The following is a 21,669-nucleotide window of genomic DNA, read 5'->3' on the forward strand; positions in this document are numbered from 1 at the left end:
CACGGTACGCACCGACACCGACACAACGGTGTGACCTCGACGTCCATTCCCCGTCGGCGGGAGTTCAGCCCTGCGCGAACGGCCAGGGACGCCGCCGACCTGCGAAGATCGTCAGGCCGAGGCCGCCTGCTCGGCCTCCTCCAGCCGCGCCTGCTCCTGCTTGTAGACGCGGAAGCCCTCCTCGTCCCGGCCCCGCCGCCAGTAGCCGGAGACGGACAGCGCGTCCCGGTCGACGCCGCGCTCGCGCAGCAGGTGCCGCCGGACCTCGCGGACCTCGCCCGCCTCGCCGTGGACGAACGCGTGCACCCGGCCGGCCGGGAACTCCAGGGCCCGGACGGCCTCCAGCAGGGCGCCCGCCCCACCGTCGGGGGCGCCGGCGCGGTGCAGCCAGCGCAGCCGCAGGTCACCGGCGCACGCGAGGTCCTGCCGGTCGGCCTCGTCGTCGACCTGGACGATCGCGTGGACCGGGACGCCGGCGGGGATCCGCTCCAGCGCGGCGCCGATCGCGGGCAGCGCCGCCTCGTCGCCGACGAGCAGGTGCCAATCCGCCTCGGGATCGGGCGCGTAGGCCCCGCCCGGGCCGAGCAGCCGCAGTACGTCGCCGGGGCGGGCCGAGGCGGCCCAGGGGCCGGCGAGGCCGCTGTCGCCGTGGTGCACGAAGTCGATGGTCAGCTCGCCCGCGGCGGGGTCGAACGCGCGCACGGTGTAGGTCCGCACCCGCGGCCACTCCTCGCGCGGGTGGTCCCGCCGGACGGCCTCCATGTCGAGCGGCTCGGCGTAGTCGACGCCCGGCACCGGGAACAGGATCTTCACATAGCGGTCGGTGAACGCGGTGTCGGGGAACGACGCGAGCTCGGGCCCGGCGGCGACGACGCGCACCATGTGCGGGCCGATCCGCTCGGTGCGCGCGACCTCGAGGGTGGTCATGCGGCGTGCCACGGGGTGTACCTCCGGGAGCGGCGGGCTTTCGCCCCACGCTACGCCCGGAGCGAGGTGAGGCAATCCTTGCTTCCGCCCAGCAGAAGGGCCGGCCGGGACGCGCCCGGCCGGCCCTTCCGACGTGCCTCGCTCAGTTCTCCTGGTGGTAGGCCTCCAGGACCTCGGCCGGGATCCGGCCGCGGTCGGAGACCTTCATCCCGCGCTTGCGGGCCCAGTCGCGGATGGCCTGGTTCTGCTCGCGGTCGATCGACGGCCGCCGGTTCGTGCCGCCGGGCGACGATCCGCCACCGCCGCGGCGCCGCCCGGAGGCCCGCCGGGCCGCACCCACGTAGGACGCCAGTGCGTCCCGCAACTTGCTCGCGTTCGCCGTCGACAGGTCGATCTCGTAGCTCTTCCCGTCGATGCCGAACTCGACGGTCTCGTCGGCCTTCTCGCCGTCGAGGTCGTCGACCAGCTTGATCTCGCGGATCTGCGCCACCGCCGCAGCCTCCTGGTTCGAATAGTTCCTGCTGAATGCACGGCCGCGCCGTCGGGGAAATATAACGCGATTACCGAAGGCGTGTCGAGCAGGGGTCGAACTCGCGAGATTCTGGAACGCGTTATAGCTCGCGGCGGACCAGCGGGAAGAGGATCGTCTCCCGGATTCCGACGCCGGTCAGCGTCATGAGGAGGCGGTCGATGCCCATTCCCATGCCGCCGGTCGGCGGCATTCCGTACTCCATGGCCCTCAGGAAGTCCTCGTCGAGCTGCATGGCCTCGGGGTCGCCCTTGGCCGCCAGCAGGGACTGGGCGTGCAGCCGCGCGCGCTGCTCGACGGGGTCGACCAGCTCCGAGTAGGCCGTGGCCAGCTCGTGCCCGAACACGATGAGGTCCCAGGCCTCGGCGAGCCGCGGGTCGTCGCGGTGCTGACGGGTCAGCGGGCGCACCTCGACCGGGTAGTCGCGGACGAAGGTCGGTTCCTGCAGCGTGTGCTCGACGAGCTTCTCGAACAGCTCCAGCACGATTTCGCCGGCGCCCCACGAATCCTGCAGCGCCACGTCGTGCGTCGCCGCGATCTTCCGCAGTTCCTCGGCCGACGTGTCCGGCGTCACGGATTCCCCGACGGCCGTGGCGACCGATTCGTGCAGCGCGACCGAGCGCCACTCGCCGCCGAGATCGTGTTCGGACCCGTCCGCGTGACGCACGACGGTGGAACCGAACACGGCGCGTACACATTGCTGGACCAGTTCGCGGGTCAGAACGGCCATGTCGTCGTAGGTGGCATAGGCCTGGTAGGCCTCGAGCATCGCGAACTCGGGTGAATGGGTGGAGTCGATGCCCTCGTTGCGGAAGACGCGGTTGAGCTCGAAAACGCGCTCGATCCCGCCGACGACCGCCCGCTTGAGGAACAGCTCGGGGGCGATCCGCAGATACAGATCCGTGTCGATGGCGTTCGCGTGCGTGACGAAGGGGCGCGCCGTGGCCCCGCCGTGCAGCAGCTGCAGCATCGGCGTCTCGACCTCGACGAAGTCCCTGTCCTCGAACTCCCGGCGAAGCGTGCGCAGCACGGTGGAGCGCGCCCGGACCATCTCGCGCGCCTGCGGGCGCATGATCAGGTCGACGTAGCGCTGCCGGACGCGGGTCTCCTCGGACAGGTCGCTGTGCGCGTTGGGCAGCGGGCGGATCGACTTGGCGACCATCGCCCACGAGTCCGCCATGACCGACAGCTCGCCGCGGCGGGAGGTGATGACCTCGCCCGTGACGGCCACGTGGTCGCCCAGGTCGACCTGGGCCTTCCAGCGGGACAGCTCGTCCGCCCCCACCTTCGCGAGGCTCAGCATGGCCTGCAGCTCCGTGCCGTCGCCCTCGGTGAGCTGGGCGAAGCAGAGCTTGCCGGTGTTGCGGAGGAACATGACGCGCCCGACGACGGTGACGACCTCACCGGTCTCGGTGTCCGCCGGCAGGTCGGGGTGCGCCTCGCGGACGGCGCGCAGCGTGTGGGTGCGCGGCACGAGGACGGGGTACGGGTCGACGCCCGCCTCCAGCATCTCCGCGCGCTTCTTCGCGCGCACCTGCATCTGCTCGGGCAGGTCGTCGGCGGGGGTGCGCGGCTCGTCGGTCACGCCGGGTAAGGCTAGACGGCGGTACCGCGCGCCGTCCGCGCGGTGTCCGCCCGCGGCTCCTGCACGCCGCCGGGAGCCGCACCCGTGCGGACGTTGCGCTCGTACGTGAGGCGCAGACCCTCCAGGGTCAGGTCCGGGGCGTACTCGGTGATGGTGTCCGAGATGCCCTTCATCAGCGGCGCGAGGCCACCGGTGCCGAGCACGGTCACCGGGCCCGCACCCGGGCCGAGCTCGCTGATGATCCGGCGCACCAGGCCGTCGACCTGGCCGGCGAAGCCGTAGAGCACGCCGGACTGCAGGCACTCCACGGTGTTCTTGCCGATGACCGAGCGGGGCGGCACGAACTCCACGGTGCGCAGCGCGGCGGCGCGGTGGGCGAGCGCGTCCATCGAGATCTCGATCCCGGGGGCGAGCGCACCGCCGAGGAACTCGCCCTTGGCCGACACGACGTCGATGTTCGTCGAGGTCCCGAAGTCGACGACGATGCACGCCGTCGCGTGCCGGTGGTGCGCGGCGAGCGTGTTCACCACCCGGTCCGCGCCGACCTCGCGCGGGTTGTCGACCAGCAGCGGCACGCCCGTCCGCACCCCCGGGCCGACGACGACGGTGGGCATCCGTACCGCCCGCCGCTCGAGCATCAGCCGCAGCTCGCGCAGCAGTGACGGGACGGTGGACAGCGCGGCCACGCCGTCGACCCGCGGGGCGTACTCGCCGAGCATCGCGCCGACCGCGACCTCCAGCTCGTCGGCCGTGATCCGCGGGTCGGTCCGCATCCGCCAGTCCCGGACGAGGAGCTCGCCCTCGTACACACCCAGCGCGATCTGGGTGTTGCCGATGTCGATGCAGAGCAGCATCAGCGGGAGCCGGAAAGCAGCCCCGAGCCCTCGGGAGCGTGCGCCGGGTCCGAGCCCTGCTCGACGATCCGGTTGTGCTCGTCGACGAACACCACGCGCGGCGAGTAGGTGAGCAGCTCGGCCTCGTCGAGCTGGCCGTAGGCGATCAGGATGACGAGGTCGCCGGGGTGCACGAGGTGCGCGGCGGCACCGTTGATGCCGATGATGCCGCTGCCCCGCTCGCCGGGGATCACGTAGGTCTCGAGCCGGGCGCCGTTGGTGATGTCGACGATCGCGACCTGCTCGCCCTCCAGCAGGTCGGCGGCCTCCATCAGGTCGCGGTCGACGGTCACCGAGCCGACGTAGTGCAGGTCGGCCTGGGTCACCGTGGCGCGGTGGATCTTCGAGGTCATCATGGTGCGCAGCACGGGGACTCCTAGAGCTGGACGGGGAGGTTGTCGATGAGGCGGGTGGTGCCGATCCGGGCGGCGACGAGCAGCCGGGCCCGGCCGCCGTCGACCGGCTCGCCGAGGGTGTCGGCGTCGCGCAGCTCCAGGTACGCGACCTGCAGTGCCGGTTCGGTGTCGAGGACCGCGCGGGCCCGCTCGAGGACCGCCGCGGGCCCGTGGGCCGAGACGGCGGCGCCCTCGCGCAGCGCGCGGGAGAGCGTGACGGCGCGGGGGCGCTCGTCGGCGGACAGGTAGACGTTCCGCGAGGACAGGGCGAGCCCGTCCGGCTCGCGGACCGTCGGCACCCCCACCACGGACAGCGGGAAGTCCAGGTCCCGCACCATCTTCTTGACCAGCGTGAGCTGCTGGTAGTCCTTCTCGCCGAACAGCGCGACGTCGGGCCCCACGATGTGGAAGAGCTTCGCGACGACGGTCAGCATCCCGTCGAAGTGCCCCGGCCGCGATCCGCCCTCGAGGTCGGAGCCGAGCGCCCCGGCGACGATCCGGGTGTCCGAGCCCGGCGGGTACATGTGGTCGACCGAGGGCGTGAAGACGAGCTCGACGCCCTCCTCGCGGCACGCGTCGAGATCCCGCTCGAGGGGCCGCGGGTACCTTTCCAGGTCCTCGTTCGGCCCGAACTGCAGCGGGTTCACGAAGATGCTGACGACCGGGACCACGTTGCCGGGCACCGACCTCGCGTGCCGGATCAGCTCGCGGTGGCCCTCGTGCAGCGCGCCCATCGTCGGCACGAGCACGACCTTGCGCCCGGCCGCCCGCAGCGCGCGGGTGACGGGGGTCAGCTTGGCCGGGTCGTCGTGCACGGTCAGACGGCCGCGGGCGTAGCCGTTGCGGGTGCGGGCGGGTGCGGTCACCGGTGCTCCTCAGAGTCGTCGAGGGCGGCGCGGACCTCGTCGGCCGCGTGGTCGGGCAGCAACCCGCCCTCCGCCGCGCGGTGTGCGGTGCGACGGGCGAGGGTGCGGTAGGTGTCGGCGAGCTCGGGATCGGCTCGGTCGAGCTCGCGGAGGTGGGTGCGGACGGTGCCGACGTCGCCGCGGGCGACCGGCCCGGTCAGCGCGCGGTCACCGTGGCGCAGCGCGTTGTCCAGCGCGGCGGAGAGCAGGGGTCCGATCAGCCGCTCGGCAGGCCTGACCCCGGCCTTGTCGAGCAGGTCGGCGCAGTCCCGCACGAGCGTGACCAGGTGGTTCGCACCATGCGCGAGGGCGGCGTGGTACAGCGGCCGGACCTGCTCGGGGACCCGGACCGGCTCGGCGCCGAGCTCCAGGACCAGCGCCTCGCCCACGTTCCAGGCGGCCTCGTCGTCCGCCCGCGCGGTCACCGCGACGCAGCAGCCGGTGAGGCGCTGGACGTCCTCGGGCCGGCCGGTGAAGGTCATGACCGGGTGCAGGGCGAGCGGCAGGATCCCGTGCTCGACGGCCGGGTCCAGCACCTCGACGCCGTGCGCGCCGGCGGTGTGGACCACGATCTGGCCGGGGCGGAAGGCGCCTGAGGCGGCGAGGCCGCGGACCAGGCCGGGCAGCACGTCGTCCGGGACGGCGAGGAGGGCGAGGTCCGCCCTGCGGATCACCTCGTCCGGAGCGAGCAGCGGGGCGTCGGGCAGGAGGGTCCCGGCGCGGTGCACGGACGCCCGGGAGACCCCTGAGGTCGCCACGACCCGGTGTCCCACCGCGTCCCACGCGGCACCCAGAACGGCCCCGACACGGCCGGCGGAGACCACTCCGACGGCCAGCCGGGCGGGCCGGCCAGCACTCATCACGCGCTCCTGCTCCGTTCCAGTCCACCAGGGGTACCGGACGTTGTGGTCGACATCGATCGGCGACGACGGCACGAGGGTAGGCGGGTGTGGACCATCCCGGGGAGAGCGCGTGACGGGCTTCACCGGGCCGGGCGGCTCACACACCGCTCACGAGGGCGTCATGTGGTGATGATGAGTGGCATGCAGAGGCGAAGTGGCGATGCGGCGACCAGTGGCGGCGTCGCACACCTGCTGGGACGTCGCACACCCGGCGGGGCGTGGTGCCACACCCGCGAAGCTCGTCGCACACCCGGTCGACAAGGTGTGCCGCGCTCCTTCGGGTGTGCCGCGACGGGAAGCGTGCTCTCGCACGCTCGTCGGGGGCCTCGGAGCGCGCTCCTGGAAGCCGCGCCGCGACCGGCACACCCGAAAGCGCCCCCACACCCAGTCGACGGGGTGCGCGAGGGACCTAGCGGGGGTGCGACCGGGCAGGAACGGGTGTGCGACTGAGCTGCCGGGTGTGCGGCTGGGCACGACGGGGTGTGCGGCGACCTGCTGGGTGTGCGGCCGGGCGAGAGCGGGTGTGCGACCGACCTGGCGGAGGTGAGGCGGGCAGAACCGATGGACGAGGGCCGGGACGCGACGCGTGGTCGGATTCCCGGACCGCGCGGCCGACCGCTCCGGGCGTTCCGACCGCCGAGTCAGAGGCCGCGGACTCGGCCGTCAGCGCTGGGGCGGCGGGCCCCACCCCGGCGGCGGGCCGGGGGGCGGCTGCTGGCCGCGCGGGGGCAGGCCGGGGGCGCCGTAGGTGGGCGGGGGCCCCTGGCCCTGGCCGGGCGGGCCGTAGCCCTGCGACGGCGGGCCGTAGCCCGGGGTGGTGTAGCCCTGCGAGGGCGGGCCGTAGCCGGGGGTCGCGTAGTCCCCCGGGCCGTACCCCTGCGGAACCGGGGCCCAGCCGGGAGCGGGTGCGGGCGGCGGCGTCCAGCCCGGCGGGTGCTGGTTGCCCCAGGCGGCGGTGAGGGCGTCGGGCATGCCGAGGGCCCGTGCGCGGGCCTTGGCGAGGGCGCGCAGCCGCTCGTGCTCGAGCTCCTCGGCGCTGTCCCGGACCGCGCCGCGGGCGATGCGGGAGCGTAGGAAGGCCAGCTCGGTGACCGCGGTCTGGTAGTCGGCGACCGCGCGGGCGGCGTGCGGCCCCGACCGCTGCTTGACGGCCCGGCGCCAGCCCCGCCGCTGTGCCAGGTTGCCGAGCAGCGGCACCTCGCTCCAGGCGATCCAGCCCGCCTGCGCGAACGACGGCAGCTGCTCGGCGACCGTCTTCGCCTCGCGCCGCCGCTGCCAGATCACCACGACCGCCAGCCCGATGAACAGCGGCACCATGATCACGACGTAGACCTGCACGAACCCGGTCCCACCCAGGACCGACGCGGCGCCGTTCCACATCGCGTGCAGCAGCACCGCGACCAGGTAGCCGGCGAGTACCGCGAGCACCCGCACCGCCGTGCTGCGGCTGGCGGCGGCGATGCCCGCCCCGATCCCGATCATCGACGTGAACAGCGGGTGTGCGAAGGGCGAGAACACCCCGCGCAGCAGTAGCACGGCGAGCACCCCGCCGCTCTGCCCGGCCACCGCGTCCTCCGCGAAGGCGCGGCCGATGTAGAGGATGTTCTCGGTGAAGGCGAAGCCCGCGGCGACCAGGCCCGCGTAGACGATCCCGTCGACGATGCCGTCGAACTCCCGGCGCCGCCAGACGAGCAGCCCGACCAGGAAGAGCCCCTTGAGCGCCTCCTCGACGAACGGGGCGATCACGACCGAGCCCAGCACGTCCCCGCTGCCGCGGCCCAACAGGGCGTCGACCGCCAGGGCCGCGCTGGAGTTGATGATCAGCGCGGACAGCGCCGCGAAGCACGCACCCCACAGGAACGCGATCAGCAGCATCCGCGGCGGCTCGGGCTCCCAACGGTCGATCCACAGGAACGTCGCGACGACGGGACCGACGGGCAGCAGCGCACACAGCGCCCCGACCAGCACCCCGCCGGGGCCGACCGAGTTGCCGACCAGGCCCAGCACCACGAGCCCGCAGACGCCCAGCGCCACCAGGCCGACGACCGGCAGCAGCACGCCCTTGCGGCGCGCGGCGTGGGTGTGCCGCGTGGTCGGCTCCGCGGGCGGGTGTCCGGTCGGCACGGGGTAGCCCATGCGGCGAGCCTACTTTCCGCCACCGACATCCACCGGCCGTCACCGGGCGCCCTACCGGGTGGCCGCCCCGCCCCCGGAGCCGCCGTCGCGACGCTGCTCGTCCGGGTCGTCCGGCGTGCGGCAGCACCGTTCCAGCCAGAGCGCCCCGCCGACCAGCACGAGCGCGCACACCAGCCCGACGACCGCCGCCGTGGTGTCCGACGCCGCCGCGGTGACCGTGGAGGCCCGCGGCAGCACGTACGCCAGCAGTCCGGCCCACAGCCCGCCGACGAGCGCGCCCCCGACGGCCGACGCCTGCGCCACCAGCACCGCCCGGGCCGCCACCAGCGGCTCGACGGGCTTGCTGCCGGACCGCCGCTCGACGCGGCCCTTGAGGATCCACCCCGCGACGGCCTCGGCGAGCCCGAGCACGCCGAGCGTGACGCCCGCGGGCGCGGGGAAGGACGGCAGCGTGCCGTAGGTCAGGCTGACGACCAGGTGCGCCACGATCCCGGCGCCCAGGAAGGCGACGAGCAGGTCGCGGTGCCGGATCGGCTTCACCGCAGGACCAGGTCCGGCCGCGGCCGCACCGTGTCCGCCTCGCCCGCGGGCAGCGCGGCGAGCAGGTCGGCGACGCGCCCGTGCCCCGGCAGCACCGCGTCGGGCTCCACGTCGAGCCACGGGATCAGCACGGTCGCGCGCTCCGGGGTACCCGGGTGCGGCAGCAACAGCTCGGGATCGTCGCTGGTCACCCCGTCGACGGTGACGACGTCGACGTCGAGCGTGCGCGGGCCCCACCGGACCTCGCGGACCCGCTCGGCGGCCTTCTCCAGCTCCTGGCCACGGCGCAGCCAGCCCCAGTGGTCCACGGCCGGGTCAGCGACGATCAGGACCGCGTTGAGGAAATCCGGCTGCTCCACACCGCCCCACGGCGCCGTCTCGTAGACCGGCGAGGCGGCGACCACCGCGTCGCCGAAGCCGGCAACGGCCCCGCGGAGGTGGGCGAACCGGTCCCCCAGGTTGGAGCCCAGCGACAGCACCGCGCGGCTCACGCCGGGATCACCCGGCCCCGGCCGCCGTCCTGCCGGGAGCGGCGGGCGACGACCGCGACGTCGGCGAAGTCCAGCGGGATGGGGGCGTTCGGCTTGTGCAGGGTGACCTCGACGGCCTGCACGCGCTCGTCCTCCATGACCGCGTCGGCGATCTCGGCCGACACCGTCTCGATGAGGTCCCGCGGCTCGCCCGCGACGATCGCCGCGGCCCGCTCGGCCAGCTCGCCGTAGTGCACCGTCTTCGTGAGGTCGTCCGTGGCGGCGGCCTCCCGCAGGTCCAGCCACAGCACGACGTCGACGAGGAAGTCCTGCCCGTCCCGCTTCTCGTGGTCGAACACGCCGTGGTGCCCGCGCACGCGCAGGCCGCGCAGCTCGATGCGATCCGTCTCCGGCCCGCTCACGCCGGCGGCTCCCCCAGCCACGGCCCGGTGCGGGCGCGCGAGGAGCCGAGCCGGTACGCGGTGCTGACGGCCACGGCGTCCATCGTGGACTCCACGTCGTGCACCCGGACGCCCCAGGCCCCCGCGTGCGCGGCGAGCGCGCTGATGGCGGCGGTGGCCCCGTCCCGGCCGGCCGGCGGCCGCACCTTGCCCTCGGCGTCGGCCAGCAGCTGCCCGAGGAACCGCTTGCGCGAGGCCCCGACCAGCACCGGGAAGCCCAGCGCGACCAGCACGTCCAGCCGGCGCAGCAGCGCCCAGTTGTGTGCGGCCGTCTTCGCGAAGCCCAGCCCGGGGTCGAGGATCAGCCGGTCCGGGTCCACCCCGGCCATGACCGCCGCGTCCGCCCGGGCGACGAGCTCCTGCCGCACCTCGCCGATGACGTCCTCGTAGGACGCCAGCTCCTGCATCCGGTCGCTGTGCCCGCGCCAGTGCATGAGGATCCACGGCACGCGCAGCGACGCGACCGCGGCGGCCATCCGCGGATCGGCCAGCCCGCCGGACACGTCGTTGACCACGACCGCACCGGCCTCGACCGCGGCCTCGGCCACGGACGCGCGGGTGGTGTCGACGCTGACCCGGACACCCTCGACGACCAGGTCGCGGATCACCGGGACCACCCGGTCGCGCTCGGTCGGGGCGTCGACCCGGCCCGCGCCGGGCCGCGTGGACTCCCCGCCGACGTCGACGAGGTCGGCCCCGGCGTCGCGCATGGCGACCCCGTGGGCGACGGCGTGCTCCCGGTCGAGGTAGCGCCCGCCGTCGGAGAACGAGTCCGGCGTGACGTTGAGGATGCCCATCACGACACAGCGGCCGGGATGCGGGACGCGGCCGTCCAGCCCGCCGGCCATCACGTGCCCCGGATCAGCGACAACGCCTCCGCGCGCGAGGACGGGGAGGTCTGGAAGAGCCCCCGGACGGCGGAGGTGGTCGTGCGCGAGCCCGGCTTGCGGATGCCGCGCATCGCCATGCACAGGTGCTCGGCGTCGATCACCACGATCACGCCGCGCGGGTCCAGCTTGCGGACCAGCGCGTCGGCGACCTGCCCGGTCAGCCGCTCCTGCACCTGCGGCCGCTTCGCGTAGAGGTCGACCACGCGGGCGATCTTCGACAGCCCGGTGACCCGGCCCTCGACCGACGGGATGTAGCCGACGTGCGCCACCCCGTGGAAGGGCACGAGGTGGTGCTCGCAGGTGCTGTACAGGGGGATGTCCTTGACGAGGACGAGCTCGCCGTGGCCCTCGTCGAACGTCCGCTCGAGGACCGTCGCCGGGTCGACGTACAGCCCGGCGAAGATCTCCTCGTAGGCGCGCGCGACGCGGCCGGGGGTGTCCCGCAGGCCCTCGCGGTCGGGATCCTCCCCGAGCGCGATCAGCAGCTCGCGGATCGCGGCCTCGGCGCGTGCGTGGTCGACGCCCGCAGCGGCCCGCCGCTCCGCCGCCGTGTAGGCCGGCGCCTCGCCGTCGGTGGTTCCGGTGCTCAGTTCCTGCTCCCTGCGTCGGGGCCCTGCGGGCCCGGCGCGTCCGGACCCTCAGCGGCCGGACGCTGCGCGGGCGGCTCCTGCCCGAACTGCTGCGTCGGCTGCTCCGGGGAGGCCTGCTGGCCCTGCCCCTGCTCACGACCGTAACCCGGTGCGTGCCCCTGCGCCGTCCGGTCACCCTGGTGGGCGGCCCAGTTCGGCGGCGGCCACGTCTGCCCGGCCGGGGTGGTCGCGGGGCGCCAGTCCGGCGGGGCACCGTAGTTCGGCGCGACCGCGTAGGGCGGCTGCCGGTCCTGCTGGCCGCCGGCCGCCTGCGGGACGTGCCCGTGGCCGTTGCCCGCCCCGTGGGCCGCGCCGTGGGCCGCGCCGTTGCCCTGGGCGTGCGCGCCGTTGCCCTGCGCCCCGTGCGCGGACGGCTCGGCGGGGAACCCGCCCGGGTAGCCGCCGCCGTTGGGGCCGGGGCTGGGCAGCGGCCCGGGCCCGCCGTTCGGCCCCGGCGCCGGGACGGTGTGGCCGCCGCCCGGGTACGACCCGACGGGAGCGGGCTCGCGCTCGGTCTCCGGCGGCCAGATCTCGCCCCGCTCGCGGGCCAGCTCGGCGCGCGTCTTGATCGGCGGCTTGTCCGACGGGGTGCGCTCGCCGAAGTCGTTGAACGCCGTGATCCGCGGCCGCTTCTCGACGTCGCCGAAGATGCGCTCCAGGTCCCGGCGGGTCAGCGTCTCCTTGTCCAGGAGCTCGACGACCAGGTTGTCCAGGACGTCCCGGTAGGTGTTGAGGATCTCCCACGCCTCGGTGTGCGCGGCCTCGATGAGCTTGCGCACCTCCTCGTCGATCTCGTGGGCGACCTCGAGCGAGTAGTCCGCCTGGTTGCCCATCGAGCGGCCGAGGAACGGGTCGCCCTGCTCGCGGCCGTAGCGGACCGCGCCGAGCCGGGCGCTCATGCCGTACTCGGTCACCATCGCGCGGGCGATCTTGGTGGCCTGGTCGATGTCCGACGACGCGCCGGTGGTCGGCTCGTGGAACACGAGCTCCTCGGCCGAGCGCCCGCCCATGGCGAAGACCAGCCGCGCGATCATCTCGGAGCGCGTCATCAGGCCCTTGTCGTCCTCGGGGACGACGAGCGCGTGCCCGCCGGTGCGGCCGCGCGGCAGGATCGTGAGCTTGTAGACCGGCTCGAGGTCCGGCATCGCCCACGCGGCCAGCGCGTGCCCGCCCTCGTGGTAGGCGGTGATCTTCTTCTCCTGCTCGGAGATGATCTTGCCCTTGCGTCGCGGGCCGCCGACGACGCGGTCGACGGACTCCTCCAGCGCGGCCCCGTTGATCAGCGAGCCGTTCTCCCGCGCGGTGAGCAGTGCGGCCTCGTTGATCACGTTCGCCAGGTCCGCACCCGACATCCCGACGGTGCGCTTGGCCAGCGAGTCGAAGTCCACGTCGTTGGCGAAGGGCTTGCCCTTCGAGTGCACGGACAGGATCGCCTTGCGGCCCGCGAGGTCGGGGGCGCCGACCGGGATCTGCCGGTCGAAGCGGCCCGGGCGCAGCAGCGCCGGGTCGAGGATGTCCGGCCGGTTGGTGGCCGCGATGAGGATGATGCCGCCGCGCGCGTCGAACCCGTCCATCTCGACGAGGAGCTGGTTCAGGGTCTGCTCGCGCTCGTCGTGGCCGCCGCCGAGGCCGGCGCCGCGCTGGCGGCCGACCGCGTCGATCTCGTCGACGAAGATGATGCAGGGCGAGTTCTGCTTGGCCTGCTCGAACAGGTCCCGCACGCGGGAGGCGCCGACGCCGACGAACATCTCGACGAAGTCCGAGCCGGAGATCGTGTAGAACGGCACGGCCGCCTCGCCCGCGACCGCGCGGGCCAGCAGCGTCTTGCCGGTGCCGGGCGGACCGTAGAGGAGCACGCCCTTCGGGATCTTCGCGCCGAGCGCCTGGTAACGGCCGGGGTTCTGCAGGAAGTCCTTGATCTCGTAGAGCTCCTCGACCGCCTCGTCCGCGCCGGCGACGTCGGCGAAGGTGGTCTTGGGCATGTCCTTGGACAGCTGCTTGGCCTTCGACTTGCCGAAGGACATGACCCGGTTCCCGCCGCCCTGGGCGTTGTTCATCATCCAGAACAGGACGAGGAGCACGAGGCCCAGCGGGATCAGGTAGATCAGCATCGTGGTCAGGAACGAGTCCTGCCGCACGATCGTGTTGTAGTTCGCGACCCCGGCGTCCTGCAGCTTCGTGAACACCGCGTTCGAGGACGCCGCCGGGTACTGCGTGATGATCTTCGTGCTGCCGTCGACCGGGTTGGTCAGGTCGAGGCGGAGCCGCTGCTCCTTGTCCTCGATCGTGGCGTCGGCCACGTTCCGGGCGTCGATCTGCTGCAGCGCCGTCGAGGTCGGGACCTGCGTGTAGCCGCGGGTGTCGTCGAAGAGCACGGAGAACGCGAAATAGACCAGGACCACGACGAGGATCCAGATCAAGGGGTTGCGGAGCAGGCGCTTGCGGTCCATGCAGCTTCGGCCCTGGTGGCCTTCACCTTCCCGAGTGTGCGTTCCGGTCCCGCGCTGGCGGCGACGCGCCGACCGGCCTGATCCGCCAGGATAGCTTCCGCCGGCCGAGGGCGCGCCACCGCGCCGGGCGCGGGCCGGCGGGGTGATCGTGCCAGGTCAACGATCGACGGCCGGGTGGTGTTCCCGCGCGTCCCCGCAGGCCCGAGGCCCGGAGCCGCCCCGACCGGTCTCGGTGCCGTCTCGGGCGCGCACCGAACCGGCCACCCCGCTCGCGACGGACGTTCACGTGATGGTGGGGTATCCCGGCGCCGGACGTGTCGTTGGACCCTGGCGGCGGGTACTCGCGGGACCGAATCGTGGCGGGCGGTCGTCACGGTCGTCGGGGAAGCAAGGGGTGGCGGATGCGTGTGGGGTCGGGCGGTGCCGTTCGGGGGCCGGGTTCGTGGGCCCGGCGGGCGGCGGTGGCCGCCGCGGTGGCGGGGGTCGCCGCAGCGGCCGTGCTCCTCCCCTCGACGGCGAGCGCGCGCCCCGCGCCGACGGCCCCGGCGGCCGCGCCCGCGCCCACCTGGGCGCCCCGGGAGGGTGCGGCGGTGCACCCCGGCGTCGGCACCACCACCCAGGGCGGCGGCGCCTGCACCAGCAACTTCGTGTTCCGCGGCGGCGACGGCTCGGTCTACCTCGGGCAGGCCGCGCACTGCGCGGGCACCGGCCAGTCCTCCGAGACGGACGGCTGCACCTCGGCCACGATGCCCGCCGGCACCGCGGTGACCGTGCGCGGCGACCGCGGCTTCACCGCGACCGGGACGATGGTCTACAGCTCCTGGGTCACCATGCAGCGCCGCGGCGAGACCGACCCCACCACCTGCGCCTACAACGACTTCGCGCTGGTCAAGCTGCCGCCGGAGGCCGTGGCCGTCACGAACCCGACGGTGCCGTGGTTCGGCGGCCCCACCGGCGTCGCGACGGGCGGGCTGCCGGAGGGCGCGCAGACCTTCAGCTACGGCAACTCGCCGGTCCGCGGCGGCGTCAGCGCGCTGAGCCCGAAGGCGGGCGTCAGCGCCGGCGACGTCGGCGACGGCTGGGGGCACATCGTCTACACGGTCAGCCCGGGCGTCCCGGGCGACTCCGGCAGCGCGTTCCTCGACTCCTCCGGCCGCGCGATCGGCCTGCTCTCCACGCTGAACCTGGCGCCGCTGCCGGTCAGCAACGGCGTGTCCGACCTGTCCCGGGTGCTGGCCTACGCCAACACCCACGGCGACCTCGGCGACCTCTCGCTGGTCGACGGCACCGCGCCGTTCACCTCGACCCCGCCCGGCGTGGCGGTGGAGGACCTGGCCCCGCCGGCCGGGCCGCCGGTGGGCGCGGCCTCCTGAGCCGCGCCCGTCAGGCGTAGACGGACGGGTCGAGCGTGCCGATGTAGGGCAGGTCGCGGTAGCGCTCGCCGTAGTCCAGCCCGTAGCCCACGACGAACTCGTGGGGGATGTCGAAGCCCACGTACTTCACGGGCACCTCGACCTTCACCGCGTCGGGCTTGCGCAGCAGCGTGACGACCTCGAGCGAGGCGGGCTGCCGGGACTCCAGGTTCTTCAGCAGCCACGACAGCGTGAGCCCGGAGTCGATGATGTCCTCGACGATCAGCACGTGCCGGCCCGCGATGTCGCGGTCGAGGTCCTTGAGGATCCGCACCACTCCCGACGACGAGGTCGACGAGCCGTAGGAGCTGACCGCCATGAACTCCAGCTGCACCGGCAGCGGCATGGCCCGGGCGAAGTCGGTCATGAACATCACGGCGCCCTTGAGGACGCCGACGAGCAACAGGTCGGTGTCACGGCCGCCGGGACCGCAGATGTCGGCGTAGTCCTTGCCGATCTGCTCGGCGAGCTCGGCGGTCTTCTCGCCGATCTGCTGCTCGGTGACCAGGACGGACGCGATGTCCTCGTCGTACACGGGGTGTGACCCTCTCGCTCGGCGGTCGTTCTGCTGGGCGCGGGCGGTCAGCCCGGCCGTGCGGGTACGAGCCTTCCATGCTCGCGGACGACGTCCAACCCACCGGGCAGCCGGGGCCCGCCCTGCCCGCGCCACGCGCCGACGAGGTCGTCGGCGGCACGGAGGTGGGCGTCCGTCACCGCGGTCGCGCCCGACTCGAGGAGCCACGCGCGCAACACGCGCCTGCGGACCGCGGCGGGAGCTCCCCCGAGGACGTCGACCCGCAGGGTGTTCCCGTCCCGCGCCGCTTCACGCACGCGGTCCGCCCATACGGTGAGCGCCTCGTCGTCCTCGCGCAGCTGGGCGGCCGTGCGGGCCAGGGCCTCGGCGACCCCGCCGGCCAGCACGTCGTCGAGCAGGGGGATGGCCTCGGCCCGCAGCCGGGCCCGGACGAACCGCGGGTCGGTGTTGTGCGGGTCCTCCCAGGGCACGGGATCGCCGCCGCAGGCGGCCGCGCGGAGCCGGTCGCGGCGCAGGCCGAGCAGCGGGCGCAGCCAGGGCTCGTCCCACTCCCGCATGCCGGCGAGGGACCGGGCCCCGGAGCCGCGGCCGAGCCCGAGCAGCACCGTCTCGGCCTGGTCGTCGAGGGTGTGCCCGAGCAGGACCGGCGAGCAGGGGTGGGGGCGGGCCGCCGCCAGGGCGGCGTAGCGGGCCCGGCGCGCGGCCGCCTCGGTGCCGCCCGGACCCTCGACGGTCACGGCGTGCACCCGCGCGTCGATGCCCCGTGCGCGCAGTGCCACGGCGAGGGCCTCGGAACGGTCGGTGGACCCCTCCTGCAGCCGGTGATCGACGATCGCGGCGACCACGCCGCCCGGCCGCTCGGCGTGCGCGGCGAGCAGCAGGGCCATCGAGTCCGCCCCGCCGGAGCACCCGACGACGAGCGGGGCCTCGCGGACCTGCGCGGGCAGCCGCCCGAGCGCCGCCCGGACCGCCCGCCGGACCTCGGCAAGGGCGTCGGCCGCGGGCGGGTCGGTCACGCCACGCGGGCGAGCCACTGGTCCGGGGCGGCGAGCTCCGCGCGCGTGGGCAGTGTGTTCGGCGAGTTCCAGACCTTGTTGAAGCCGTCCATGCCGGCGGCGCCCACCACGTGCTTGGTGAACGCCGAGCCCACGGCGTACTGCTTGACCTTGGCCTCGACGCCGAGCAGCGCGCGCAGCACCCGGTCGACGATCCCGCCGCCGCGGCGGCGCACGGTGAACCGCGCCCGGATCGTCTCGACGGTGGGGACGACCTCGGGCCCGGCCGCGTCCATGACGTGGTCCGCGTGCCCCTCCAGGAGCGTGGTGAGCGCGATCAGCCGGTCCAGGACCGCGCGCTGCTCGGGGCCCTGCAGCAGCTCGACCAGCGCCAGCGAGTCCCCCTTGGCCTCCTTGAAGGCCCGCACCGCCTCCGGCAGCCGCTCGATCATGGCGCTGCCGTTGGCCGTGCTCATCGAGAGGAAGCGGCCGACCTCGGCGGCGAAGTGCTCGCGCAGCCAGGGCACGGCGGTGAACTGCAGCCGGTGTGTGGCCTCGTGCAGGCAGACCCACAGCCCGAAGTCCTCGGACGGGACGTCGAGGGCCTGCTGGGCGGCGTAGACGTTCGGGGCGACGAGCAGCAGCCGACCGTCCTTCGCCGGCCCGCCGAACGGGTCGTACTGGCCCAGCACCCGGGCGCCGACGAAGGCGAGCACCCCGCCGATCTGGAGGCCGGAGGTGGTGGAGGTGACCGCGCGGGCCGCCCGGGCGGTGCGGGGCAACCGGGCACCCGCGGTGAGTTCGGCCATCCCGTCGACGGCCGCGGCGGCCCACGCCGGCCGGTCGACGACGTCCGCGGGCAGCAGGGGCAGGCCCTCGCCCATCCGGGTCACGGCCCGGACGTGCCCCTCCGCCACGGCCGCGTCCGTGCGCAGCCGCTCGACCAGCTCGGTCGCGACGGCGGCGCTCACCGGCGGGCCGGCGGGGACCAGGCGGGCGGCGGTGCGCCGGGCCAGGCCCCAGTTCACGGGCAGGCCGGACACGGTGTCGGGGTCGGGGGCCGACACGTCGGCGCCGGCGGAACCGGTGGGGGCGTTCACCTCCGCCACGCTACGCGGGAGTCAGCGGCACCCGCAGCGGCTCAGCGTGGCCGCGATGGTGTCGAGCCGCGGCCGCACGGTGGCCGGGGACTGGCCGTTGGACATCAGCGCGAAGACGAGCAGCCGGCCGTCGACGTCCGTGACCACGCCGGCCAGCGCGCTCACCCCGGTGAGGGTGCCGGTCTTGGCCCGCACCACGCCCCGGCCCGCGGAGGCGCTGCCGGTGGCGAACCGGTCGTCGAGCGTGCCGTCGCCGCCCGCGACGGGCAGCCCGGAGACGATCGGGCGCAGGAACTCGGTGCCCTCGCCCGGCCCGGTCGGTGCGGCGGCCGCCGCCAGGATCGCGCCGAGCAGCCGCGGCGGCACCCGGTCCTCGGTGGAGAGCCCGCTGCCGTCGGCCATGTGGGCACCGGTGACGTCGAACCCGGACTGGGACAGTGCTGCCAGGACCTGCTCGGACGCGCCGGCGAAGGAGGGATCGGCCTTGCGGCTCAGCGCGACGTCCCGGGCCAGGGTCTCGGCGAGGACGTTGTCCGAGCTGGTCATCAGGTGCTCGACCAGCGACGACACGGGCGCCGAGTAGACCTGGCCGAGCGGCTTCGCGTTCGCCGGGGCGGTGCCCTCGGTGACCGCCGACGCCGACAGGCCCAGCTTCTTCGCGAACGCCTCCCCCGCGTCGACCGCCGGGGTGGTGGTGCGCGGGCCGTCCTGCAGGGTCGGGTCGAGCCGGCCGCCGTCGAGCATCAGCGGCACGATCGGCGTGACGTTGCCGCCCGGGATGTCCGCCGGGTCCCAGCCGGGCGCGAGCACCGGCCCGGTCCACGCGCTGGTGTCGACCACGACCGAGGTGACCTTCTGCCCGGCCGTCGCCTTCTGCACGGCGGCGACGAGGTCGTCGAGCCGGGCGGGCTCGGGGTAGGTGCCGGTGCGGCCCTCGGGCAGCGCGGTGAGCGTGGGATCCCCGCCCCCGACGAGCACGACCTGCCCGGGCTCGGCGCCCGCGAAGGCGCGGGTGACGAGCCGGTCGGTCGGGTCGAGGGTCAGCAGGGTGGCCGCCGCCGTCAGGAGCTTGCCGGTACTGCCCGGAACGAGAGGCTCCTCCGGTGATTGCTGCCACAGCGGTGCGGTCGGGGACCCGGCACCGGCCTGCGCCGCCGGGTCCACGACGACGCCGGCGAAGTCGCCGAGCGCGCTCGACGAGGCGAGCGGGTCGAGCACCGAACCCAGCCCGGCGGAGCTCGGCAGGGGCGCGTCGGCGCGCAGCCCGGTGAGCTCCGGGACGGGCGCGGGGAGATCCTTCGCGGCCCGGGCGGCACGGGTGAGCCCCAGGTCGGACAGCACGTTCGGGGCCTGGACGGCCACCGCGCCACCCGCGCCGGCGGCGAGCGCCAGGACGACGAGGACCACGAGGACGATCCGCCCCGGCTTCGTCGGCAGCCTCAGGGTGTCGCCGATCCGGCGGCCCAGTCCCACCTGCCCACCGCTCCCTCCGACCGCTGACACCGGCGGCGCCGGGCGCGGTTCCCGGCCCCGGCCGGTCACGACCGGCGCGACGCGGTCCCCCACACTAGAGGTAGTCGCCGCGCCGTCGCCGTCGCGGCCTGCACCAGTCACGACCTGAAGGCACGACCGACCACAAGGAGCATCCCGTGGACTTCGACGTTCTCATCGAGATCCCCAAGGGCGGCCGGAACAAGTACGAGGTGGACCACAAGAGCGGCCGGCTCCGCCTCGACCGGACGCTGTTCACCGCCACCCAGTACCCGGCGGACTACGGCTTCATCGAGGACACCCTCGGCGAGGACGGGGACCCGCTCGACGCGCTGGTGCTCGTCCAGGAGCCGACGTTCCCGGGCTGCCTGATCCGCTCCCGCGCGATCGGCATGTTCCGGATGAAGGACGAGAAGGGCGGCGACGACAAGGTCCTCTGCGTCCCGGCCGACGACCCGCGCCAGGAGCACCTGCGCGACATCCACCACCTGCCCGAGTTCGACCGGGCGGAGATCCAGCACTTCTTCGAGATCTACAAGACCCTCGAGCCGGGCAAGAGCGTCGAGGGCGCCTCGTGGGTCGGCCGCGCCGACGCCGAGCGCGAGATCAAGGCATCGTGGGAGCGGGCGCGCCTGGCCGCCGAGGCCGAGGCCGAGGGCGAGTCCGCCGAGCACTGAGCCGAGCACTGACCACGGGAACGGGAGGGTCGCGGCCTCAGGGCCGCGACCACTGCTCCTCCATGCCGGTCGTGAAGCGGCCGAGCAGCCGGGTGAGCGTGGCCCGCTCCTCCGGCGTCCAGTCGGCCATGATCGCGGCGATCCGCTCGTTGCGGAGCCGCCGGTTCTCCGCGAACACCCGCTCGCCCTCCGCCGTCGCGGCGACGAGGTAGGCGCGCCCGTCCTCCGGGTCCGGGGTGCGCGCCACGTAGCCCAGCCGCACGAGCTGCGCGACCTGCCGGCTCACGGTCGAGGGGTCGGAGTGCACCATCTCGGCGAGCGCGCCGGTCCGCCGCGGCCCGCCCTTCACCAGGTGCACCAGCAGCAGGTACGCCGCGCGGTCGACGGCGTCGGGGTTCGCGGCCTGGTGCTGCGCCTGGGCGCGGTCGACCAGCCGGATGAGACGGACGAGCTGGGTGCCCAGCTCGTCCGCCTCGTCCACCCCGTGCGGGTCGGGGCTGTGGGGGTCGAGGCCCACGGACACCTCAGACGCGCTCGAAGAGTGCGGCGAGGCCCTGCCCGCCGCCGATGCACATCGTCTCCAGCCCGAAGCGGGCGTCCCGACGGACCATCTCCCGGGCCAAGGTGGCCAGGATCCGGCCGCCGGTCGCGCCGACCGGGTGCCCCAGCGAGATGCCGGAGCCGTTGACGTTCATCCGGTCGAAGTCGCTCGGGGTGAAGCCCCACTCCCGGGTGCACGCGAGCACCTGCGCGGCGAACGCCTCGTTCAGCTCGATCAGGTCGACGTCCTTGAGCGCCACCTCCGCCTGGTCGAGGGCCTTGGCGACGGCCGGGACCGGGCCGATGCCCATGGTCTTGGGCTGCACGCCACCGACGCCCCAGGAGACCAGCTTGACCAGCGGGCGCAGGCCCAGCTCGGCGGCCTTCTCCGGGCTGGTGACGATGCAGATCGCCGCGCCGTCGTTCTGCCCGGACGCGTTGCCCGCGGTGACCGTGGCCTCGGCGTCCTGCTTACCCATGATCGGGCGCAGCTTCGCCAGCGTCTCCACGCTCGAGTCCGGCCGGATGTGCTCGTCGGCCTCCACGACGGTGTCGCCCTTCCGGCCCTTCACCGTGACCGGGACGATCTCGTCGGCGAACCGGCCCTCGGCCTGCGCCGCCGCCGCCCGCTGGTGGGACTTCACCGCGAACTCGTCCTGCTCCTCGCGCGGGATCGAGTACTCCTTGCGCAGGTTCTCCGCGGTCTCGATCATCCCGCCCGGCACCGGGTAGTGGTCCCCACCCGCGGTGACCCGCCCACGGGCCAGCGAGTCGTGCAGCATCACGCCCGGCCCGCCCTTGGCGCCCCAGCGCATCGCGGTGGAGTAGAAGGACGCGTTGGACATCGACTCCGCGCCGCCGGCCAGCACCACCTCGCTGGCCCCGGTCTGCACCTGCATCGCGGCGTAGAGCACCGCCTGCAGGCCCGACCCGCAGCGCCGGTCGATCTGCAGCCCCGACGCCGTGACCGGCAGCCCCGCGTCCAGCGCGGCCACGCGGCCGATCGCCGGCGAGTCCATCGTGGGGTAGCAGTTGCCCAGCAGCACGTCGTCGACCGACTCCGGCGGCAGGCCCGTGCGCTCCATCAGCGCCGCGATCACGGTCGACGCCAGCGTCTTCACCGGCACGTCCCGCAGCGACCCGCCGAAACCCCCGACCGGGGTCCGCAGCGGCTCGCAGATCACCGCGTCGCGCATGATGTCCCTCC

22 protein-coding genes are annotated in these 21,669 nt (G+C 74.4%); 2 read left to right on the top strand and 20 right to left on the bottom strand.

The genetic code is table 11. The annotated features are described in order from the left end of the window. Positions 1–111: 111 nt before the first annotated feature. From ACQP04_RS34540 to ftsH, 14 genes are all read right to left on the bottom strand, one after another. Positions 112–927 (bottom strand): siderophore-interacting protein, encoded by an 816-nt coding sequence (locus ACQP04_RS34540; RefSeq protein ID WP_433508493.1) that lies wholly within the window; start codon positions 925–927, stop codon positions 112–114. A 142-nt stretch (positions 928–1,069) separates the two neighbouring features. Continuing rightward, positions 1,070–1,417, bottom strand: a complete 348-nt coding sequence (locus ACQP04_RS34545; RefSeq protein WP_037045250.1) for a histone-like nucleoid-structuring protein Lsr2 — start codon at positions 1,415–1,417, stop codon at positions 1,070–1,072. Positions 1,418–1,538: 121 nt separating this feature from the next. Beyond that, entirely contained in the window at positions 1,539–2,996 is a 1,458-nt protein-coding gene (gene lysS, locus ACQP04_RS34550) for a lysine--tRNA ligase (protein WP_433508494.1), read from the bottom strand. Positions 2,997–3,052: 56 nt separating this feature from the next. Next, positions 3,053–3,895 (bottom strand): type III pantothenate kinase, encoded by an 843-nt coding sequence (locus tag ACQP04_RS34555; RefSeq protein WP_433504633.1) that lies wholly within the window; start codon positions 3,893–3,895, stop codon positions 3,053–3,055. Continuing rightward, positions 3,895–4,302, bottom strand: a complete 408-nt coding sequence (gene panD, locus ACQP04_RS34560) for an aspartate 1-decarboxylase (RefSeq protein WP_433504634.1) — start codon at positions 4,300–4,302, stop codon at positions 3,895–3,897. Before panD ends, ACQP04_RS34555 begins: the two co-directional genes overlap by 1 nt. Positions 4,303–4,310: 8 nt before the next feature. Beyond that, the gene (gene panC / locus ACQP04_RS34565) at positions 4,311–5,195 is read right to left on the bottom strand and encodes a pantoate--beta-alanine ligase (protein WP_433504635.1); all 885 of its coding nucleotides are present in this window, start codon (positions 5,193–5,195) and stop codon (positions 4,311–4,313) included. Next, positions 5,192–6,094 carry a Rossmann-like and DUF2520 domain-containing protein gene (locus ACQP04_RS34570; protein WP_433504636.1) on the bottom strand — a complete coding sequence of 301 codons (903 nt, stop codon included), beginning with the start codon at positions 6,092–6,094 and terminating at the stop codon, positions 5,192–5,194. The genes panC and ACQP04_RS34570 overlap by 4 nt, the downstream gene beginning before the upstream one ends. 705 nt (positions 6,095–6,799) lie before the next feature. After that, positions 6,800–8,272, bottom strand: coding sequence for a PrsW family intramembrane metalloprotease (locus tag ACQP04_RS34575; protein ID WP_433504637.1), 1,473 nt, complete (start codon positions 8,270–8,272; stop codon positions 6,800–6,802). Positions 8,273–8,323: 51 nt separating this feature from the next. Then, a complete protein-coding gene (locus ACQP04_RS34580) occupies positions 8,324–8,812 on the bottom strand; it encodes a DUF3180 domain-containing protein (RefSeq protein WP_433504638.1) in 489 nt (162 codons plus the stop codon). Further along, positions 8,809–9,303 carry a 2-amino-4-hydroxy-6-hydroxymethyldihydropteridine diphosphokinase gene (folK, locus tag ACQP04_RS34585; protein ID WP_433504639.1) on the bottom strand — a complete coding sequence of 165 codons (495 nt, stop codon included), beginning with the start codon at positions 9,301–9,303 and terminating at the stop codon, positions 8,809–8,811. The genes ACQP04_RS34580 and folK overlap by 4 nt, the downstream gene beginning before the upstream one ends. After that, entirely contained in the window at positions 9,300–9,704 is a 405-nt protein-coding gene (folB, locus tag ACQP04_RS34590; protein WP_433504640.1) for a dihydroneopterin aldolase, read from the bottom strand. The genes folK and folB overlap by 4 nt, the downstream gene beginning before the upstream one ends. Next, entirely contained in the window at positions 9,701–10,591 is an 891-nt protein-coding gene (gene folP, locus ACQP04_RS34595) for a dihydropteroate synthase (RefSeq protein ID WP_433504641.1), read from the bottom strand. The genes folB and folP overlap by 4 nt, the downstream gene beginning before the upstream one ends. Beyond that, positions 10,591–11,223 carry a GTP cyclohydrolase I FolE gene (folE, locus tag ACQP04_RS34600; protein ID WP_081924092.1) on the bottom strand — a complete coding sequence of 211 codons (633 nt, stop codon included), beginning with the start codon at positions 11,221–11,223 and terminating at the stop codon, positions 10,591–10,593. Before folE ends, folP begins: the two co-directional genes overlap by 1 nt. Continuing rightward, positions 11,220–13,712: an ATP-dependent zinc metalloprotease FtsH gene (gene ftsH / locus ACQP04_RS34605; protein ID WP_433504642.1), complete on the bottom strand. Its 2,493-nt coding sequence runs from the start codon at positions 13,710–13,712 to the stop codon at positions 11,220–11,222. The genes folE and ftsH overlap by 4 nt, the downstream gene beginning before the upstream one ends. 401 nt (positions 13,713–14,113) lie before the next feature. Here ftsH and ACQP04_RS34610 point away from each other — a divergent pair, with 401 nt between their 5' ends. Beyond that, on the top strand, positions 14,114–15,085 hold the full coding sequence (locus tag ACQP04_RS34610) for a serine protease (RefSeq protein WP_433504643.1): 972 nt from the start codon (positions 14,114–14,116) through the stop codon (positions 15,083–15,085). Between the two features lie 10 nt (positions 15,086–15,095). Here the strand turns inward: ACQP04_RS34610 and hpt are convergent, their stop codons facing one another. The 4 genes from hpt to dacB are packed head-to-tail and all read right to left on the bottom strand — an operon-like array spanning position 15,096 to position 19,227. Further along, on the bottom strand, positions 15,096–15,659 hold the full coding sequence (gene hpt / locus ACQP04_RS34615) for a hypoxanthine phosphoribosyltransferase (protein ID WP_433504644.1): 564 nt from the start codon (positions 15,657–15,659) through the stop codon (positions 15,096–15,098). A 47-nt stretch (positions 15,660–15,706) separates the two neighbouring features. Then, a complete protein-coding gene (gene tilS, locus ACQP04_RS34620) occupies positions 15,707–16,675 on the bottom strand; it encodes a tRNA lysidine(34) synthetase TilS (RefSeq protein WP_433504645.1) in 969 nt (322 codons plus the stop codon). Next, positions 16,672–17,721, bottom strand: a complete 1,050-nt coding sequence (locus ACQP04_RS34625) for a zinc-dependent metalloprotease (protein WP_433508495.1) — start codon at positions 17,719–17,721, stop codon at positions 16,672–16,674. Before ACQP04_RS34625 ends, tilS begins: the two co-directional genes overlap by 4 nt. Before the next feature lie 54 nt (positions 17,722–17,775). Further along, positions 17,776–19,227, bottom strand: a complete 1,452-nt coding sequence (gene dacB / locus ACQP04_RS34630; protein WP_433504646.1) for a D-alanyl-D-alanine carboxypeptidase/D-alanyl-D-alanine endopeptidase — start codon at positions 19,225–19,227, stop codon at positions 17,776–17,778. Positions 19,228–19,403: 176 nt separating this feature from the next. Between dacB and ACQP04_RS34635 the strand changes: the two genes are divergently transcribed. Continuing rightward, positions 19,404–19,922, top strand: coding sequence for an inorganic diphosphatase (locus ACQP04_RS34635; RefSeq protein ID WP_433504647.1), 519 nt, complete (start codon positions 19,404–19,406; stop codon positions 19,920–19,922). 37 nt (positions 19,923–19,959) lie between these two features. Here the strand turns inward: ACQP04_RS34635 and ACQP04_RS34640 are convergent, their stop codons facing one another. Both ACQP04_RS34640 and ACQP04_RS34645 read right to left on the bottom strand, forming a co-directional pair. Further along, the gene (locus ACQP04_RS34640) at positions 19,960–20,439 is read right to left on the bottom strand and encodes a MarR family winged helix-turn-helix transcriptional regulator (protein WP_433504648.1); all 480 of its coding nucleotides are present in this window, start codon (positions 20,437–20,439) and stop codon (positions 19,960–19,962) included. A 7-nt stretch (positions 20,440–20,446) separates the two neighbouring features. After that, positions 20,447–21,658, bottom strand: a complete 1,212-nt coding sequence (locus ACQP04_RS34645; RefSeq protein WP_433504649.1) for an acetyl-CoA C-acetyltransferase — start codon at positions 21,656–21,658, stop codon at positions 20,447–20,449. Positions 21,659–21,669: the final 11 nt, after the last annotated feature.

Origin of the sequence: Pseudonocardia halophobica (genome assembly GCF_050948485.1) — a bacterium.
GTDB lineage: Bacteria > Actinomycetota > Actinomycetes > Mycobacteriales > Pseudonocardiaceae > Pseudonocardia > Pseudonocardia halophobica.

Coding starts and splice junctions, on each gene's coding strand:
- ACQP04_RS34645 (WP_433504649.1), bottom strand. CDS start 21,658: ATGCGCGACGCGGTGATCTGCGAGCCGCTGCGGACCCCGGTCGGGGGT.
- ACQP04_RS34570 (WP_433504636.1), bottom strand. CDS start 6,094: ATGAGTGCTGGCCGGCCCGCCCGGCTGGCCGTCGGAGTGGTCTCCGCC.
- ftsH (WP_433504642.1), bottom strand. CDS start 13,712: ATGGACCGCAAGCGCCTGCTCCGCAACCCCTTGATCTGGATCCTCGTC.
- lysS (WP_433508494.1), bottom strand. CDS start 2,996: ATGCAGGTGCGCGCGAAGAAGCGCGCGGAGATGCTGGAGGCGGGCGTC.
- ACQP04_RS34610 (WP_433504643.1), top strand. CDS start 14,114: ATGCGTGTGGGGTCGGGCGGTGCCGTTCGGGGGCCGGGTTCGTGGGCC.
- ACQP04_RS34540 (WP_433508493.1), bottom strand. CDS start 927: ATGACCACCCTCGAGGTCGCGCGCACCGAGCGGATCGGCCCGCACATG.
- ACQP04_RS34575 (WP_433504637.1), bottom strand. CDS start 8,272: ATGGGCTACCCCGTGCCGACCGGACACCCGCCCGCGGAGCCGACCACG.
- ACQP04_RS34555 (WP_433504633.1), bottom strand. CDS start 3,895: ATGCTGCTCTGCATCGACATCGGCAACACCCAGATCGCGCTGGGTGTG.
- folP (WP_433504641.1), bottom strand. CDS start 10,591: ATGGCCGGCGGGCTGGACGGCCGCGTCCCGCATCCCGGCCGCTGTGTC.